Raw genomic sequence first — 17805 nt, 5'->3', positions numbered from 1 at the left:
AAAATTAATTATAGATGTAAGCGGGATAGGTCAAATAAATAACTAGATTTTTGCTTAAATATTATCTATGATTAGTACCTGTGCCGATTTGTACGATTATCGTAAACTTGTGACTAATCTTATAAATCAAATGTTTGCTTACACAGTATCTTATCAAACGAGAACAAGAGATTGTTTTGCAAATATCATCAGCTTTATAATTGGTTTTGACGGTTTGTTATAAAAAGTTTACAAAATAATAAGTTTAAAAATCGCCATTACATTGCTACCGCTTAGATGGCTACTATGTCAGTTACTATGAGCTATTTATTGTAAAGGTTGTACAAGCCTTAGTAGCTGCCACCTCAAATGGTTGTCATAATTCAATCACAGCTTTAACCGTACCGTTATTTGCTATTGCAATAAATACTCAACTTACTACTTAGGGATAAGTCGTCGACGAAGATGAGCGTTGAATTGACGCCCTAATAAAAGCTTGCTTAAACGATTTTGAGCATCTTTCGCGGTTTAAACCGTTCATAGCGGGCTCTATTAATCCGCTTAAATAAATATATTAGCACAAAGTTTGATAAATTCTATTTTAATTATATTTTTATTTGCAGTGCTGCGTTTAGTGTTCGCATTGGATACCAGTCGCCCGTTCACCCAAAAGGATAAACCATGTCAATGATCTCCTCGCATAGCCATCTAGCGACTCCAGATGATTTCTCCGATAACTGTGGTTTTGGTTTGATTGCTCACATTGAGGGACAAGCCAGTCACGATCTAGTCAAGACTGCTATTCATAGTCTCAGTTGTATGACCCATCGCGGCGGTGTGGCAGCAGATGGCAAAACCGGCGATGGTTGCGGATTATTGCTCGCGACGCCAAAAGCGTTTTTTCAAACGATTGCCTCTGAGCAAAAGCTGTCTATCAGTGAGAATTTTGCAGTGGGTATGGTGTTTACCCATTTAGATAGCGACAAAGCGGCCTATAGCCAGCAAGTGTTAAACGAAGAGATTATGGCTCAAGGGTTAGAAGTCGCAGGCTGGCGCGAAGTGCCTTTAGATCTGAGTATCGTCGGTGACATTGGCCGTGAGACCTTGCCTGATTTTAAGCAAGTATTCGTCAACGCTGCTGACGATCTGGCCGCAGATGATTTCAACCGTAAGCTGTTTGTTGCGCGTAAAAAAGCCGAGCAGCGCTTAAGCGATGACGAGCTGTTTTATGTCTGCTCACTGAATTGCCAGACCATTATCTATAAAGGTTTGGTGATGCCGTCTGATTTGCCTGCTTTCTTTTTAGATTTGCAAGATGAGCGGCTAGCCTCACACATTGTGGTCTTTCATCAGCGTTTCTCGACTAATACCTTACCGCGTTGGCCTTTAGCGCAGCCGTTTCGCTACCTTGCCCATAATGGCGAGCTCAATACCATTACCGGTAATCGCAACTGGTCTGAGGCGCGTACGCCTAAGCTTAAATCAGATAAATTGCCAAACTTAAACGAGCTGACCCCGCTAGTGAATAGCACAGGTTCGGACTCTTCAAGCCTTGATAATATGCTTGAGGTACTTGTCTCAGGCGGGATGAACTTGTTTCATTCGATGTCAATATTAGTACCGCCTGCTTGGCAAAATGTCGATAGTATGGACATGGATCTACGCGCGTTTTATGAGTTTTACTCACAGCATATGGAGGCATGGGATGGACCAGCAGGTTTAGTGATTCAAGATGGTCGTTACGCGGTGTGTATGCTTGATCGTAATGGCCTGCGTCCATCACGTTGGGTCACTACCAAGAACGGCTATATCACCGTTGCCTCTGAGATTGGCGTTTGGGATTATGCACCAAAAGACGTACTTGCTAAAGGCCGCGTTGGTCCAGGACAAATGCTAGTGATCGATACCATGACCGGACAAATCATGGATACGAATACTATAGCGACCCTGCTCAAAAAAGCCCATCCGTATCGTAAGTGGCTGCGTGAACAGGCCACGCGTATACGTGATGATGAGCGCATTGAGGAGCAAATAGCGAGCGAAGCTTACCGCGGTGATAGTCTAAAAGCGCTACAAAAAATGTATCACATCACCAATGAAGAGCGTACTGAAATCATCCGCCCCAATGCCGAAAACGGTCAAGAGCCCGTCGGCTCTATGGGCGATGATACGCCGATGGCAGTGTTATCGCAGCAGATCCGCCACGTAGGAGATTTCTTCCGTCAGCAGTTCGCGCAGGTGACTAACCCGCCAATTGATCCGCTACGTGAGTCCATTGTCATGTCGCTACAGACTTGTTTGGGCGCGCAGACGAATATATTTGCGCCCTCAGCTAATGATGCGCACCGGATCATCTTATCCTCGCCAGTACTATCTGCTAGCAAGATGCAGCAGATCGAAGCCTTGGATGATGACGCTTTTAAAATGGTACGTATTGATCTCAATTATCCACGTGATCAGTCACTAGATGACGCGATTCTGACTATTTGCCAGCAAGTCGCTACGGCCATTCGTAGTGGTCATTCGCTGATTGTGTTATCAGACAAAAACATTGATGCCGATAAAGTCCCTGCCAATGCCATTATGGTTACGGGCGCAGTGCATCATTATCTGATCGCTGAGGGCATTCGTACCGATGCCAATCTGATTATCGAGACGGGTCTGGCGCGCGATTCACACCAAGTAGCGGTGTTGATCGGCTTTGGGGCGACCTGCGTTTATCCGTACTTGGCTTATGATGTCATCGGTGACTTGGTTGCAACAGGCGAGCTATTAGGCGATCCTATTCAAGCAAGGGTTAATTTCCGTAAAGGCTTAGATAAAGGCTTATTGAAGATTCTCTCGAAAATGGGTATCTCAACAGTAGTGTCATATCGCGGCGCGCAGTTATTTGAAGCGGTCGGTCTGTCTGAGGAAGTGGTTAATCTCTGCTTTAAAGGGGTACAAAGCCGAATCAAAGGCGCGACTTTCGCAGATTTAGCCGCTGACCAAGCACAATTAGCCGCAAATGCTTTCAAACGCCGCGCGCCACTCGATCAAGGCGGCCTGCTCAAATTTGTCTTTGACAAAGAGTATCATGCCTTTAATCCCGATGTGATTAATAGCTTGCATACCGCGGTGCGCACCGGTGACTATGACAATTATCGCAATTATGCTGATTTAGTGAACAGCCGCCCTGTTGCTACATTACGCGACTTATTGGCGCTAAAGACTGATAACGCTATCGATGTCAGTGAAGTCGAGGATATGAAAAATATCCTATCGCGCTTTGATTCTGCGGGTATGTCATTAGGCGCTTTATCGCCTGAGGCGCATGAGTCGATAGCGATGGCGATGAACACGATTGGTGGGCGCTCAAACTCGGGCGAGGGCGGCGAAGATCCAGTTCGTTACGGCACGCTGCGTAACTCAAAAATCAAACAAATTGCCTCGGGTCGTTTTGGCGTAACCCCTGCGTATTTGCGCTCAGCGGAGGTCATGCAAATCAAAGTCGCTCAGGGTGCTAAGCCGGGTGAGGGCGGTCAGCTGCCAGGCGGTAAGGTCAATGCTCTTATTGCACGATTACGTTATTCGGTGCCAGGAGTGACACTAATTTCACCGCCACCGCATCATGATATTTATTCTATCGAAGATTTAGCCCAGCTGATCTTCGATCTCAAACAAGTCAATCCTGATGCACTAGTTTCAGTCAAGCTCGTTTCGCGTCCGGGGGTCGGTACGATCGCTACTGGCGTTGCCAAAGCTTATGCTGATTTAATTACCATCTCAGGCTATGATGGCGGCACCGCGGCATCGCCCCTGTCTTCTATTCATCATGCCGGCTCACCATGGGAGCTAGGTCTAGCTGAGACTCATCAATCGCTACGCGTCAACGGTCTACGCGACAAAGTACGTATCCAAACCGATGGCGGTCTCAAGACAGGGCTTGATGTGGTAAAAGCCGCTATCTTAGGTGCAGAGAGCTTCGGATTTGGTACCACGCCGATGATTGCCGTAGGTTGTAAATATCTGCGTATCTGTCACTTAAATAACTGCCCGACAGGGGTTGCCACCCAAAAAGCTAAACTGCGCGATGAGCATTATATTGGCGAGGCGGAGATGCTCATTAACTTCTTTAAATTTGTCGCCACCGAAACCCGTGAATGGCTCGCGGTGCTCGGTGTGCGCAGTATGGAGGAGCTGGTCGGACGTACGGATCTGCTTGAGATACTAGAAGGTAATACTGATAAGCAGCGCCATTTGGATCTGACGCCACTGCTGTTTAGCCATCCTGCAAGCAGTGGCAAACCGCAGACTTGTCAAGTTGAGCGCAATGAGCCGTTTGACAAAGGCTTACTCGCTGAGCAAATGATCAGCGATATGATGCTCACTATTCGCCAAGGCTTAGGCGGTGACTACAGCTATTACGTCGGCAACTGCGATCGCTCTATCGGCGCGCGGATATCTGGTGAGATTGCGCAGCATTGGGGTAACCTTGGTATGAGTGATATGCCTATCAAGCTGCATCTCACCGGTACTGCAGGTCAGAGTTTGGGCGTATGGAACGCCGGCGGCCTGCATATCGAGCTTGAGGGTGATGCCAACGATTATGTCGGTAAAGGTATGGCAGGTGGCGAGATTGTTATCTACCCGCCAAAAGACTCTAACTTTGCCGCTAAAGATACCGCTATCATTGGTAATACCTGTCTATATGGCGCGACGGGCGGTAAGTTATACGTAGCAGGTACGGCAGGCGAGCGCTTTGGCGTACGTAACTCAGGGGTTCATGCGGTTGTAGAAGGTACAGGCGATCACTGCTGCGAATATATGACCGGTGGTATCATCACTGTACTTGGAAAAACGGGCCTGAATTTTGGTGCTGGTATGACGGGTGGTTTCGCTTACATACTCGATATGGAAGGCGACTTCTTTGATCGCTGTAATCACGAGTTGATCGATCTAAACCGTATCTCTAGCGAGCAGACCGAAGCGCATCGTATTTATTTGCATCAAGTGATTGAAAACCATGTGGCTAAGACCGGCAGCGCTTGGGGTCAGACGATTTTGGCAGATTTTGATTATTACGTGCGCAAGTTTTATTTGGTTAAGCCAAAAGCAGCTAGTATTGCCAATTTACTCAATACCACGATGGCAGATCCGCAGTAGCGTATCAGAACCGCTGCGCTTTATATGCGCAAATGCTTTAAGCAGGTCAGTGATGCTGCGAGCTCATAAAGACACGATTCTGTATTGAGAAGCTGGTCTTTATCGTTCATCACTACCCACTATCAAAGAGATTATGATTATGGCAAAACGTTTAGAAAATAGCTTTCAGTTTTTGGATGTTCCCAGACTTGAACCGCTAAAAAAAGACATCGTCACTCGCGCGACTGAGTTTGTAGAGATTTACACGCCCCAAGATACTGAGTTGGTAGCCAACCAAGCGCATCGTTGTCTTGAATGTGGTAATCCTTATTGCGAATGGAAATGCCCGGTACATAACTACATTCCCAATTGGCTAAAGCTGGCAACCGAAGGACAGATTTTTCAAGCGGCTGAATTATGCCATCGCACTAACACTTTGCCTGAGGTTTGCGGCCGCGTCTGTCCGCAGGATCGTCTTTGTGAAGGCGCTTGTACCTTGAACGACGGCTTTGGCGCGGTGACTATCGGCAATGTCGAAAAGTATATTAACGATACCGCTTTTGCCTTAGGCTGGCGTCCTGATATGTCTAATGTCGTCTGGACGGATAAAAAAGTCGCGATTATCGGCGCAGGGCCAGCAGGGTTAGGCTGCGCTGATATCTTAGTCAGAAATGGCGTCAAGCCTATTGTCTTTGATAAGCGTCCTGAGATCGGCGGACTACTCACCTTTGGTATTCCTGAATTCAAAATGGAAAAAGACGTCATGCGCAATCGACGCACCATCTTTGAAGATATGGGCATTGAGTTTCGTCTTAATACTGAAATCGGCACTGATGTCACTATCGATGAGCTGATGGACGATTATGATGCGGTGTTTATGGGGATGGGCACTTATACTTATATGCGTGGCGGCTTTGCTGGCGAAGAACTTGAAGGCGTCTATGATGCGCTTGATTTTTTAATTGCCAATGTTAATCGCTGCAATGATTGGGAAAAAGACCCGACCGAATACATCGATCTGAAAGGTAAAAAAGTGGTGGTACTGGGTGGCGGCGATACGGCGATGGACTGTAACCGTACGAGTATTCGCCAAGGTGCGGAGCGCGTGGTCTGCGCTTATCGCCGTGATGAAGAAAATATGCCAGGTTCGCGCCGTGAAGTGGTCAATGCGCGTGAAGAAGGGGTTGAGTTCTTATTCAATCGTCAGCCGACTGAGATCATTGGTCTCAATGGTAAGGTCAATGGGGTTAAAGTAGTGACTACGCAGTTGGGCGCGCCGGACAATCGTGGTCGCCAGCGCCCTGAGCCGATTGCTAATTCAGAAGAGATCATCGAGTGCGATGCAGTGATTATGGCCTTTGGTTTTCGTCCGAGTCCTGCCGATTGGTTCGATAGCCAGCAAGTCGCGATGGATGCTTCAGGTCGTGTGGTGGCTGTCGAGGATCAGACCTATAAGTTTCAGACTAACAACCCCAAAATATTTGCCGGTGGCGATATGGTGCGTGGCTCTGACTTAGTCGTTACCGCGATATGGGAAGGCCGAGAAGCCGCTGAAGGTATTTTAGATTATTTAGACGTTTAAAAAGTAAAGATCAGATATAAAATAAGTTTTTTAAACGCTATTGATAATATAAATAACGTCTTTTAAACGCGCACAAGTTTTAATTTTTATATTCTATGCTAGCATGTTTATATCCATAACGCCTTTTGTCCAGTAATGGATAACAGGCGTTTTTTATTATATTAATAAGAGTGTTGTTCAGTGAAATCGTCCCTTTGGCAGCGTATTAGTGCGCCATTCGTTGAGCCTTATGCACGGTACTTGCATGCCGATGTTTTGCATGCCATGCGCTTAGGTGTGGCGGTATTGACCGCTTTGCTGCTCAATAATCTGACCAACTTACCCCATGGTGAGTGGACGACTATCACCGTGTTTGTGATTTTGGGTTTGCTGCAATATCAAGGCGCAATCTATACCAAGGCCAAAGAGCGTATCTTAGGAACCATACTTGGGGTGGTAGTAGGTTTAGGGTTTATTTGGCTGAGCAAAGACATCGGTGAGTGGATATGGCTTTACTACCTATCGATAGGGGTAATTAGCGGGATTATAGGCTACGTCGCGGTCAAGCAGCTAGGCTACATCGGACTGCTTACCGGTATTACCATGTTGATGATTGTCTCAAGCCCTGATCAGAGTAATATCGGCCAAGACGGCTTATATCGCGCTTTTAATATCTTAATTGGCGCAGGCGTTGCAGTAGCCGCCACGCTGATTTTGCCACTGAAATCGACGCTGATGTGGCGGTTTTTATTGGCTAATAATTTAGAGTCTTGTAGTAATCTCTATGCTGGGGTCGGTGATCATATCGATGCCGAGAGCCTAACCGATAGACCTTTTCAGTATGCTGAGGTGACAAGCTTACCTGATCTTATTCATCCGACTTATCCGGCTAGGAGCGCTATCCCTGATGTCCCTGTCAACAAGGCGCTGATTAAAGAGCTACAAAAGATTAATAAGCGCCTGCTAGCCGTGCGGCCCCATATGGCAGCAACCGCTAGCGAGTCTGGTATTGACAAAGAAACCCTTGAGACCATCCAGCGCTCACATCGGAATATCATTGGTACTATTGATTTGTTGTTAAGTGCGGCGCCCCGCTTAGCCAATATCGAGATCGACGAGGACAATCACATCCTGCTGATGCATTATCAGCACGAGTTGACCCACGCGATGCAGCATATGGCGGCCGTACTACGCAGTCCAAGCGATGAGGTGTTTCGCCCGATTACTCGCATCAAAGTGATTGAATATCCAAGCGTGCAGCATCTCGCCTTTGAATGGCAAGGCTATTTTTGGTTAACGCAAACCTTGCAAGCGCAGTTGCAGCGGCTTAGTGATCTATTACAAACCACTAATTCGCAGTGGTATTCAGCCTCTGGTCTGAGATATCAACGCCGCGAACAGCATAGAATGAGAGAGCAAGGTCATGAGACGGACTTGCACTTATAAGCAATGTACAACAGACACTAAGCTCAAAGAATAAAAAAACGCTAACGATTAAAGTTAGCGTTTTTATTATTTATGATCAACTTTTTTATTTAACGACTTGTCTTTAGCATATCCCAATACTGCTGATACACTTGCAGTGCTTCATCACCGACATCTTCTTGGAATTCGGCTTTAGCAAGTACTTCTTTAGACGGATAAATCGTTGGGTTATTACGCACGCTCTCGTCCATCAACTCACGCGCTGCTAAGTTAGGCGAAGCATAACCAATCTCTTCGCTAACGATTTTGGCATTTTCAGGCTGCAAGAGATAATCGATAAATTGATGCGCAGCGTCGACGTTTTTAGCATTTTTTGGAATGACAAAGTTATCCATCCACAGTATCGCGCCCTCAGTTGGATATTTATAAACTAAGCTCGTTAGACCTTCGTCATTCGCCATCACCGCTTCACCGTTCCAAGTCATCCCTAGATTGGTCTCGCCTTCGATATAAGGGATACGGGTGGCGTCTGAATTAAAGGTTTTGACATTGGGCATGATAGTGGTGAGCTTATCATAAGCCGCCTTAATCTCGTCAGGATTTTTACTATTGCCAGAATAGCCTAGAGTCAACAGCGCCATACCGAATACTTCGCGCATGTCATTCATCAGCATCACCTGATTCTTGTACTCAGGACGCCACAAGTCATCCCAGCTATTGACCGTCGCCGGATCAACCGCGTCACCGTTAATCGCAAGGCCCGTGCTGCCCCACATATAAGGGATAGAGTATTTATTATCGGGATCGACTTTAGTATTAGTAAAGGAGGTATCCAAATTGCTAAAGTTGCTCAGCTTTGATTGATCAATCTCTTGCAATAGCCCTTCGTTTGCCATTTTTTCGACATAATAAGTAGAAGGCACGGCAAGATCATACTGGCTTGAATCATCGAGTAATTTAAGCTTGGCATACATCGCTTCGTTAGAGTCAAAAGTGGTGTAATTGACCGAAATGCCGGTCTCCTTCTCAAAGCCATCAAGGATCTCTTGCGGCATGTACTCTGACCAGTTATACAAGTTCAGGGTGACTTCGCTATCAGCCGCGCCTTCGACTGCTGAATTATCAGAGTTGCTACAGCTTGCTAGTGCTAAGCCTACGGCTATGCTAAGCAATAGTTTTGGCATAATTGTTACAACCGAGCGAGTGGCAGGATTTGCAGAAAATCCGTGTAATGATGGGCTCAAAATATCTCTCCTAAAATAAATATAAGTCAGTAATGCCTATTTATATCTTTATGGTTATGATTTAGCCTGATTTAAAGGCCATTGTCAAAATCAGCTCGCTCTAATAGAGAATAATAAACTAAGGGTAGCTAGGTTAATGCGCGCTGTAAATAATGCTAGGTATGCTATGATTGCTAAAATTTATGTCAGCACCGATAAAACGTCCAATATTAACTATCATAATATAACAAAGGATAAAATGATGACTCAGATGGCTATACCCAAACTTCTTATTGATAAAGTAGTCCTCGTCACCGGTAGTAGCCGGGGCCTTGGAGCTCAAATCGCTCAGCAAATGGCTGCTGCTGGCGCTCATGTCTGTGTCAATTATCTAAACAATGAAAAGGCGGCCGAGCAAGTCGTTACCGATATCAAAGCCGCTGGTGGCCAAGCTTTTGCTTATCAAGCGGATGTCACTGAGCTAGAAGAAGTGCAAGCGATGGCGCAAGCAGTGATTAAACATTTTGGCCGCCTTGATGTATTAGTCAATAATGCCTTGCCTCATTATCAATTTGACCCTAGCGCTGACAATACCAGTATCGAGACTGTCGAGTGGTCGCATTTCTCTCAGCAGATTGACGGCATCGTCAAAGGTGCGGTCAACACTGTACAAGCGGTGTTACCACAGATGAAAGCGCAGCAAATGGGTAAGATTATCAATATCTCAACCAACCTAATCTACAACCCTGTAGTGACTTACTATGATTACACTACCGCCAAATCTGCGCTAGTAGGGCTCACTCGCAACCTAGCCAGCGAGCTTGGACCGCACGGTATTCGCGTTAATTTATTAGCAGGCGGGCTACTAAAAACCACTGACGCCAGTAGGTTAACGACTGAGGAGGTGTTTGATTATATCGCCACCACTACGCCGCTGCGTCAGGCGACCTCGGTTGCCGACTTTGCCAACTCAGTATTGCTAATGGCTTCAGATTTGAGCGCCGCTATAACCGGTCAGTCCATCGCCGTTGATGGCGGTTTGACCATGCCCTAGAGCTTGAGGGTGATAAATATAATAAGAAGAATATTAAGATAAGAGAGATGATATGAACAACCAAAAACGCGCAGGAATCATAACCGCTCTAATCGGGCTAGTCGCTTTAATTGTCTTACTAAACGCTAGTACTTCTGCGTCTATTATTAATTGGCCAATGGAAGCTTACTTAGGGACGGTCTTCACGATTGGATGGATGACGGGCGTGCCTGACTTTTTAGCTTATATTTTAGCAATTGTGGTTTTTGTGGTTGTCATTGGCGTTTGTTATAAATTGGGCAGTTGGCTTTATAAGATAATGTCAGCGAAAGGGTAGTTGTTCAGAGCGTGGCGTGAGTGTGTATGCTTGATTAACCGCATATAAAAAGACAAAAAATATTAAAAATGGCCTCAACATCGCCTTCTTTAACAGATAGAAATATGCAGGTTATAGGCCATCTTTCTTTAATGGTTTAGCTCGGCGCTTGTCCCTCGCGCAAAAGCAGAGCATAGCTTTCCCTTTGCAGACGGGCAAAGCAGTGCTTTGCTATTTCCGTCCTCACGCACAGCTCTCGGCTTCTTTAAGACGCCAAATCCAAACGCTCAAGCACCGCTTGAATGCCGCGCTCCTCAATAGTGCCCGTGACAAAGTCAGCGCGTGCTATTAAGGCAGGCTGCGCATCGCCCATCGCCACCGCGAAGCCAACCAGATCAAACATCTCTAAATCATTAAAACCGTCACCAAACGCCATACAGTCACTAGCATCAACGCCGTAATGCTGACAGACATCCAAAATACCGCGCGCTTTTGAGGCTTCAATCGGTAAGATATCTGCACCCGTATTGTGCCAATGCACAAGCTTGAGATCGTACTTGGCAAAGTCCACCTCTTGCATCTTCTCTTGCTGATTATTAAAAAATACTGAGCACTGATAGACTTCACTAGTCTGGTGATAAAAGGGATCGACGATAGAGTTTGGCGTACGCGCATTAAACTCACGCAAGCGCTCATTTTCACCTGACCAGGCGATATGGGTCGCTGAATCAAACTTGTGTATCAAATCGCTGGCTTGGCATAGCTCTACAATTTTGGTTGTTTGTTTATTCGACAAGGGATAGTGACTGATTCTATTATGATTATCAAAACTATATTGACCATTCATACAGATGATCGAATCGAGTACGTTGGCCTCTAGTAGCACCAAAATATCAGGCGGCAGTATCGCTTTTGAGCGCCCTGTCGAGATGACGAGTTTGACATCAGACTGAGCTAGCGCTTCAAGCGTCGCTTGATTATGCTTAGCTATAATGCCTTTACGGCTGAGCGTGTCATCGATATCAAAAAAGATGATCTTGGGTGTCGGGATTTTACTCGTCGCCCGCGCACCGCTGGCTTTGAATTCGGTAAACATAGCTATCCTTGTCTTACTTAAATTTGCATTCTTTTAAGCTTCTTTATCTAACTGCGCTAAAAACTCATTGGCATTTTTTAGGTGCTCTTTTTGCTGAGATTTATCCATCTTATCCCACATCGACAGCAGCATACCGATACGCGGGTTCTTTGCAAAAAAGTCGCGATGTACATGCATAAAGCGCCAAAACAGTCCGTCCCAAATAGCCGCCCATTCGAGTAGCTCGCCTTTGGACTTGGTCTGATAATCACTCATTTTATTAACGTAATTACTACCACTGATATAGGGTTTCGTCGCCATCAGACCACCATCGGCGAACTGACTCATGCCATAGATGTTGGGCACCATCACCCAATCATAGGCGTCGATAAATAGCTCCATAAACCACTGGTAGACCTCATCAGGGTCAAACTCACAGAGCAGCATAAAGTTGCCAAAGATCATGAGGCGCTCGATGTGATGCGCATATCCTGTTTTCAGCACTTTTTTAATCGTCGTATCGATCGGCTCAATGCCAGTATCACCGGTATAAAAACTTGGCGGTATTTTGCGCGTAAAGCCCCAAAAGTTACTGCTGCGCTGTTTGCGTCCAATATACTCGTAGAGTCCGTACATAAACTCGCGCCAGCCAATAATCTGGCGGATAAAGCCCTCTAACGAGTTAATCGGAATATCGTATTCCTCGCTAACCTCAAGCGTACGCGTCACTACTTGCTCAGGGGTGAGCAGACCCGTATTAAGCATGGGCGTCAATATACTATGATGCAAGACATGCTCGCTTGCGACGATAGCGTCTTCATATTTACCAAAGTCTTTAAAGCGTGTCGCTAAAAAGTCCTCAAGCCACACTTCCGCCTCGTCATGAGTGGTCGGATAGCGAAAATCAGGATTCGCCTCGCCATAATGGCTGCCAAAATTGTCCTCAACGTAGCTTATCGCTTCCTCGTACCGCTCAGTTAACTTAGGAAACTTGATCGCAGGCGGCGTCTCTTTACGTGGGTATTTTTTACGGTTGTCCTCATCAAACGACCACTGTCCGCCGATAGGCTCATCGTCTTCATTAACGAGTATCTTTTCACGCTTGCGCTGCTCTATATAGAAGTCATGATGGAACAGGCGGTTGTCGCGAAAAAACTCGCAATAGACAGGTAGAGGGTTTAAAAACATCGGCGTCGGTGAACAATCAAAGTCAATATTAGCGTCCAGTACGGCCTGCTGCACGTACATACGCAGCCAGTCATCAACCAGATCAATACAATAAATTTTTGCAATAGCAGCATCGTTTTTGCTGCTGACAAAGCTCGCAACCAGCTTGCGGCAGTCGCTATACTCATGGCTTGATTCGATGTAGTGTACGGTTTTGCCCGCGTCCTTTAGAGTTTGCTCATAAGCTTTCATACTCGCGCGGTGCAGTACTAGCTTTTGCTTATGAAAGGGATACTGAGTAAAGTATAAATCCTCTTCAATTAGGTAGCACACGTCCTGCCAAAGGCTCACGTTGGCAAACAGCTGATGCGGGAAGATTAAGCTGACTTTTTTACTCATAAGTTAAGCTTATATTAACTAAGACAACTCATTATAAATGAGCTATTGCCGTGTTGTAAGGTAGGGTTGTGTTACTGATTAAGTGCTAAAACGCTACGTAAGATTTTATTGTTGCCCATAACCGAAAAGACTTTTGTTTTAGACGCTCTATAAATCACATGGCAAAACCACCATATACGTAAGCACTAAACCGAGTATGAATAACAAAAATGAGAGCGAGCCAATGACCACAGCGACCAACGACACAAGCCAGCGAGAGCGCGACGATGATTTATTTAGCATCACGCCACGTCACCCTGATAGTCGCCTTGAGGCGGATTGGTTGTTTCTGTATAACAAGTTGCCGCCTGATCAATGGTTTGGTGCAGATTACGCCTACAAGACCTCAGGCTGGCTAAAAGTGCATACCAATATACGCAAACGCCAACGTATATTGATGCAAATCAGTGACGCCTATCAAAACGGCGAGTTTGATTGGGCAGAGTATCGCTCGCAAATCCTTAAACGCATCAATATGCATATCCTAAAGTTGCATCAGCATCATGGGGTAGAGGACGAAGGATTCTTCCCTGAGTTTGTCAGTATGTACCCCAAGCTTGCGCCTGCCTTTGAGATACTGGGTAAGGATCACGACTATCTCAACGCGCTGCTTGATGAATTGCAAATTCAAAACGATGCGCTGGCAAGAAGTGAGGTAGAGGATAAGGCGCTGGCTAAGGAATTGCACGACACGCTAGTCAAAGTGACCGATTTACTGCAGCAGCATCTGACCGATGAAGAGGATTTAGTCATTCCTATATTGGGGCTGAGGCAGAGTTAGGGGTGATTTATCACTTTTAAAGTGTGTTCTACGTATCTTTTCAAGATGCTACTAACTCAATCGGTGCGTGAAACGTATTCTACGGTAATTTAGTTTTTTAAACCAAAATCCATATTTTAAGACACAAATTGAATAAGGCTTCTGTCGTTGTTAAAATTAACATATTTTGAATCGATGGCTAATATTTTTTGTTCAATTTCATGCTCTGAAAGATGCTGCAATATCGTATGGTTTGGAACTTGAGACTTCAACTTATCAACTAAGTTAGATAAGACAACCCAGTTTTCGGTGTTATTGTTTTCTTTAGATATTTGGATAACCGTTTTATCAACTATATCAATAAAGAGGGGAAAGTTGAATTTTCTGACAAACATATGGCTGTCTTCGATTTTGCATTCAAACTTAACTAGTTTTTTTAATAGTCCTGACAGCTTGGCTCGTCCATACGTTCGGGTGTCAAAGTCTGGTCTAACGTTATTAATATAATTGCCTATTATCGCTAAACTCGCCCAACCTTCATCATCTGAATTGTCTTTAATAGCTTTATAAATTAAATTAAGAGTAGGGATATCAATATCAGAGTTTTTACTGTCAGTTGAGCTTGATTGCACACCTGCTAATTTGCTCTCACTTCTGATTTTATCTGAGCTAACTTGAGAAGCTGTTTCGCTTGCTATTGATATTTTATTTTCAGAGTCAGTTAGTAAATTTTCAACATAAATAAATTTATCACAAGCATTCACGAATGATTTAACAGTACTTTTTTTCCCAAACCCATAGACAAGCAAGCCGCTTTCACGAATGCGAGAGGCAAGTGGAGTGAAATCACTATCACTTGAAACTATACAGAAACCATCGACATCTCCTGCATACAGTATATCCATAGCATCAATAACTAATTTCATATCGGTAGCATCTTTTTGAGCAACATAAGCAAACTGTTGCACAGGTGTGATAGCGTTTGGCAATAACTTATCTCGCCACGATTGAAGTGCTTCTACACTCCAATCACCATAGATACGTTTGACACTAGCAATGCCATATTTTGCAATCTCTTCTAAGATAGGCTCTATACTGCGATGTGATGAGTTATCAGCATCGATTAATACGGCAAATTTTTTCATCAACCAACCTCAACCCCAGTCACATTCTGAAAACCTCTAGGCAGTTGCCCACCGCGATTACCACGCGTTCCCGTATAATTCGCTAAGTCCATCGGCTTTAAGGTCACATGACGTTTGCCAGCAGTAATCACTAAGCTGTCCTGCAAGCTGAGCGGCGTAATCGCTAACACTTCTTCATCGCCTTTAAGCGTAATCATCTTATTACCTTTGCCGCGCGCTTGCTCGGGCAGATCATCGAGCGCAAATATCAGCAAGTAACCTGCATTCGTCACCACAGCGACATTATCAGGGGCAGCTTTATTGGTACTATCACCGTCTTCAGTGTTAGCGCTATTCTCTATTGCTGCATCGATACGAACGACAGGCAACAACTTGCTATCCGTCGCTAGAGTGATGATTTTCTTACCTGCTTTTTGGTTACTATCAAGATTACCAATAGTATTGATAAAGCCATAACCTGCGGAACTGGCAAGAATGATACGTTGGTCGTCCGCGCCGGTTAATAGCTGCTCAAAGCTTGCGCCTGCAGGTGGTTTAAGGACACTAGTCAGCGGATCGCCTTGACCACGCGCGGAGGCGAGATTGTGCGCATCGATACTATAGCTACGTCCGGTACTATCGAGCACGTAGATCTTTTCGTTAGACTTACCGCGTACATAAGCTTGATAGCTATCACCAGAGCGATAGCTCATACCTTGGGCATCGACTTCGTGACCTTTAGCGGCACGTATCCAGCCCGCTTTGGACAAGATAGCGGTGATCGGCTCACTAGGTATAAGGTCTGACTCTTTGAGCGCTTGTGCTTCGTCACGTTCCATCAGCGGCGACATACGCTCGTTACCGTGCTCTTTCATATCCGCCGTTAGCTCATCGATAATAAGTGCTGTTAGGCTCTCTGGATTATCGAGATATTCTTGTAGTTTGGCACGCTCAGCAGCGAGCTCGTCTTGCTCGCTACGCAGTTCGATCTCCTCTAATTTTGCCAATTGACGCAGACGTATGTCCAAGATAGCATTGGCTTGAATGTCAGTGAGATCATAATCTTGCATCAAAGTGGCTTTGGGATCGTCCTCTTCACGGATGATACGAATCACTTCATCGATATGCAGATACGCTATCAATAATCCTGCCAAAATATGCAAGCGCTTATCGATTTTATCGAGGCGGAACTGAACGCGGCGGGTAACCACCGAGCGCCGGCAGACCAGCCATTCTTCCAAGATTTCTTTCAGGTTTTTGACTTGCGGCTTACCGTTAAGGCCAATCATATTCATATTGACGCGGTAGTTGCTCTCAAGATCGGTGCTGGCAAACAGATGACTCATCACGCGCTCAACATCAACCCGCGTTGATTTGAGCTCTAAGACGATACGGCAAGGGTTTTCATGATCAGACTCATCATGGATATCGACCACCCAAGGCAGTTTTTTATCCGTCATCAGGCGGGCGATTTGCTCTTGAATTTTATTACCGGAGACTTGATAGGGTAGAGCGTCGATGATGACGAGGTTCTTTTCTTTGGGGTCGATATGGAAAGTGGCGCGCATTTTATAGCTACCGCGTCCGCTCTCATACATAGCTTGCAGATCTTTTTTACTGGTGATGATCTCAGCAGGCGTTGGCAGATCGGGGGCCGGTATCGATTGTGTCAACTGTTTAACCGAGAGCTCAGGATTTTTTAGCAGGCGAATTGCAGCGCGCACCACCTCATTAAGGTTGTGCGGCGGGATATCCGTTGCCATGCCTACCGCGATACCTGTGGTGCCATTGAGTAAGATATTGGGCAGACGCGCGGGCAGAGTCATGGGCTCTTGCATAGAGCCATCGAAGTTATCTTGCCAATCGACTGTGCCTTGTCCCAGCTCGGCAAGCAAAGTATTGGCATAAGCGGACATTTTGGCTTCGGTATAACGCATCGCGGCAAAGGATTTGGGATCGTCAGGGCTACCCCAGTTGCCTTGACCGGTGATCAGCGGATAGCGATAGCTAAACGGCTGCGCCATCAGCACCATGGCTTCATAACAGGCGCTGTCGCCGTGTGGATGGTATTTACCAAGTACATCACCGACGGTACGCGCTGACTTTTTTGGTTTGGCGCTCGCTTTTAGACCCAGCTCGCTCATCGCGTAGACGATACGGCGCTGTACGGGTTTGAGACCATCGGCGATATTGGGTAGCGCGCGATCCATGATGACGTACATGGCATAGTTGAGATAGGCTTGTTCAGTGAATTCCGCCACAGAACGACTATCCATCGCCTCAGTTGCTAAGAGGGCAGGATCGTTATCGATAATATCAGACATAACTTGAGGTTCGCTTTTGCAAAGGGATTATTTTGGAATGATGTTTTAAAATGACGATTAAAATTGGCGTCATACAATGCAGTTGTTGATTATAAAAATAGCTATATTATAAAGATAAAAGGGATAAGGTATAAAAATTCGTTAGTGCTATCGTAAAGCAATTTATGCTATTTAAAAAGACCTATAGCACAATAGACGACAGGTCATGACGCCCTGATACTCTATCTTAGATAGGGCTTTAGGGATGGATTTTATA

At 45.6% G+C, this 17805-nt stretch carries 11 protein-coding genes; 6 read left to right on the top strand and 5 right to left on the bottom strand.

All coding sequences use genetic code 11. From position 1 onward, the window contains the following. Positions 1-660 precede the first annotated feature (660 nt). From gltB to ACS8E3_RS05025, 3 genes are all read left to right on the top strand, one after another. A complete protein-coding gene (gene gltB / locus ACS8E3_RS05035) occupies positions 661-5124 on the top strand; it encodes a glutamate synthase large subunit (protein WP_439241891.1) in 4464 nt (1487 codons plus the stop codon). Between the two features lie 139 nt (positions 5125-5263). Further along, positions 5264-6685, top strand: coding sequence for a glutamate synthase subunit beta (locus ACS8E3_RS05030; protein ID WP_439241889.1), 1422 nt, complete (start codon positions 5264-5266; stop codon positions 6683-6685). A gap of 180 nt (positions 6686-6865) precedes the next feature. Continuing rightward, the gene (locus ACS8E3_RS05025; RefSeq protein ID WP_439241887.1) at positions 6866-8110 is read left to right on the top strand and encodes an FUSC family protein; all 1245 of its coding nucleotides are present in this window, start codon (positions 6866-6868) and stop codon (positions 8108-8110) included. Positions 8111-8199: 89 nt separating this feature from the next. On the opposite strand, the gene ACS8E3_RS05020 is transcribed toward ACS8E3_RS05025, so the two are convergent. Then, on the bottom strand, positions 8200-9333 hold the full coding sequence (locus tag ACS8E3_RS05020) for an ABC transporter substrate-binding protein (protein WP_439241885.1): 1134 nt from the start codon (positions 9331-9333) through the stop codon (positions 8200-8202). 241 nt (positions 9334-9574) lie between these two features. On the opposite strand from ACS8E3_RS05020, the gene ACS8E3_RS05015 reads away from it, so the two are divergent. Further along, positions 9575-10366 (top strand): 3-oxoacyl-ACP reductase, encoded by a 792-nt coding sequence (locus ACS8E3_RS05015; RefSeq protein WP_439241883.1) that lies wholly within the window; start codon positions 9575-9577, stop codon positions 10364-10366. A 52-nt stretch (positions 10367-10418) separates the two neighbouring features. Beyond that, positions 10419-10682 carry a hypothetical protein gene (locus ACS8E3_RS05010; RefSeq protein WP_439241881.1) on the top strand — a complete coding sequence of 88 codons (264 nt, stop codon included), beginning with the start codon at positions 10419-10421 and terminating at the stop codon, positions 10680-10682. A 244-nt stretch (positions 10683-10926) separates the two neighbouring features. Here the strand turns inward: ACS8E3_RS05010 and ACS8E3_RS05005 are convergent, their stop codons facing one another. Then, the gene (locus tag ACS8E3_RS05005; protein ID WP_439241879.1) at positions 10927-11757 is read right to left on the bottom strand and encodes a Cof-type HAD-IIB family hydrolase; all 831 of its coding nucleotides are present in this window, start codon (positions 11755-11757) and stop codon (positions 10927-10929) included. 33 nt (positions 11758-11790) lie between these two features. Next, the gene (locus tag ACS8E3_RS05000; RefSeq protein WP_439241877.1) at positions 11791-13302 is read right to left on the bottom strand and encodes a cryptochrome/photolyase family protein; all 1512 of its coding nucleotides are present in this window, start codon (positions 13300-13302) and stop codon (positions 11791-11793) included. 196 nt (positions 13303-13498) lie between these two features. Here ACS8E3_RS05000 and ACS8E3_RS04995 point away from each other — a divergent pair, with 196 nt between their 5' ends. Then, on the top strand, positions 13499-14122 hold the full coding sequence (locus ACS8E3_RS04995) for a hemerythrin domain-containing protein (protein ID WP_439241875.1): 624 nt from the start codon (positions 13499-13501) through the stop codon (positions 14120-14122). 116 nt (positions 14123-14238) lie between these two features. Here the strand turns inward: ACS8E3_RS04995 and ACS8E3_RS04990 are convergent, their stop codons facing one another. After that, a complete protein-coding gene (locus tag ACS8E3_RS04990) occupies positions 14239-15246 on the bottom strand; it encodes an NYN domain-containing protein (protein WP_439241873.1) in 1008 nt (335 codons plus the stop codon). Then, positions 15246-17549 (bottom strand): DNA topoisomerase IV subunit A, encoded by a 2304-nt coding sequence (gene parC / locus ACS8E3_RS04985; protein WP_439241871.1) that lies wholly within the window; start codon positions 17547-17549, stop codon positions 15246-15248. Before parC ends, ACS8E3_RS04990 begins: the two co-directional genes overlap by 1 nt. Between the last annotated feature and the right edge of the window lie 256 nt (positions 17550-17805).

The organism is Psychrobacter sp. 2Y5, assembly GCF_051847375.1.
GTDB lineage: Bacteria > Pseudomonadota > Gammaproteobacteria > Pseudomonadales > Moraxellaceae > Psychrobacter.
The sequence above is the reverse complement of the archived record's forward strand: the minus strand, read 5'-3'. Positions and strand labels throughout refer to the sequence as shown.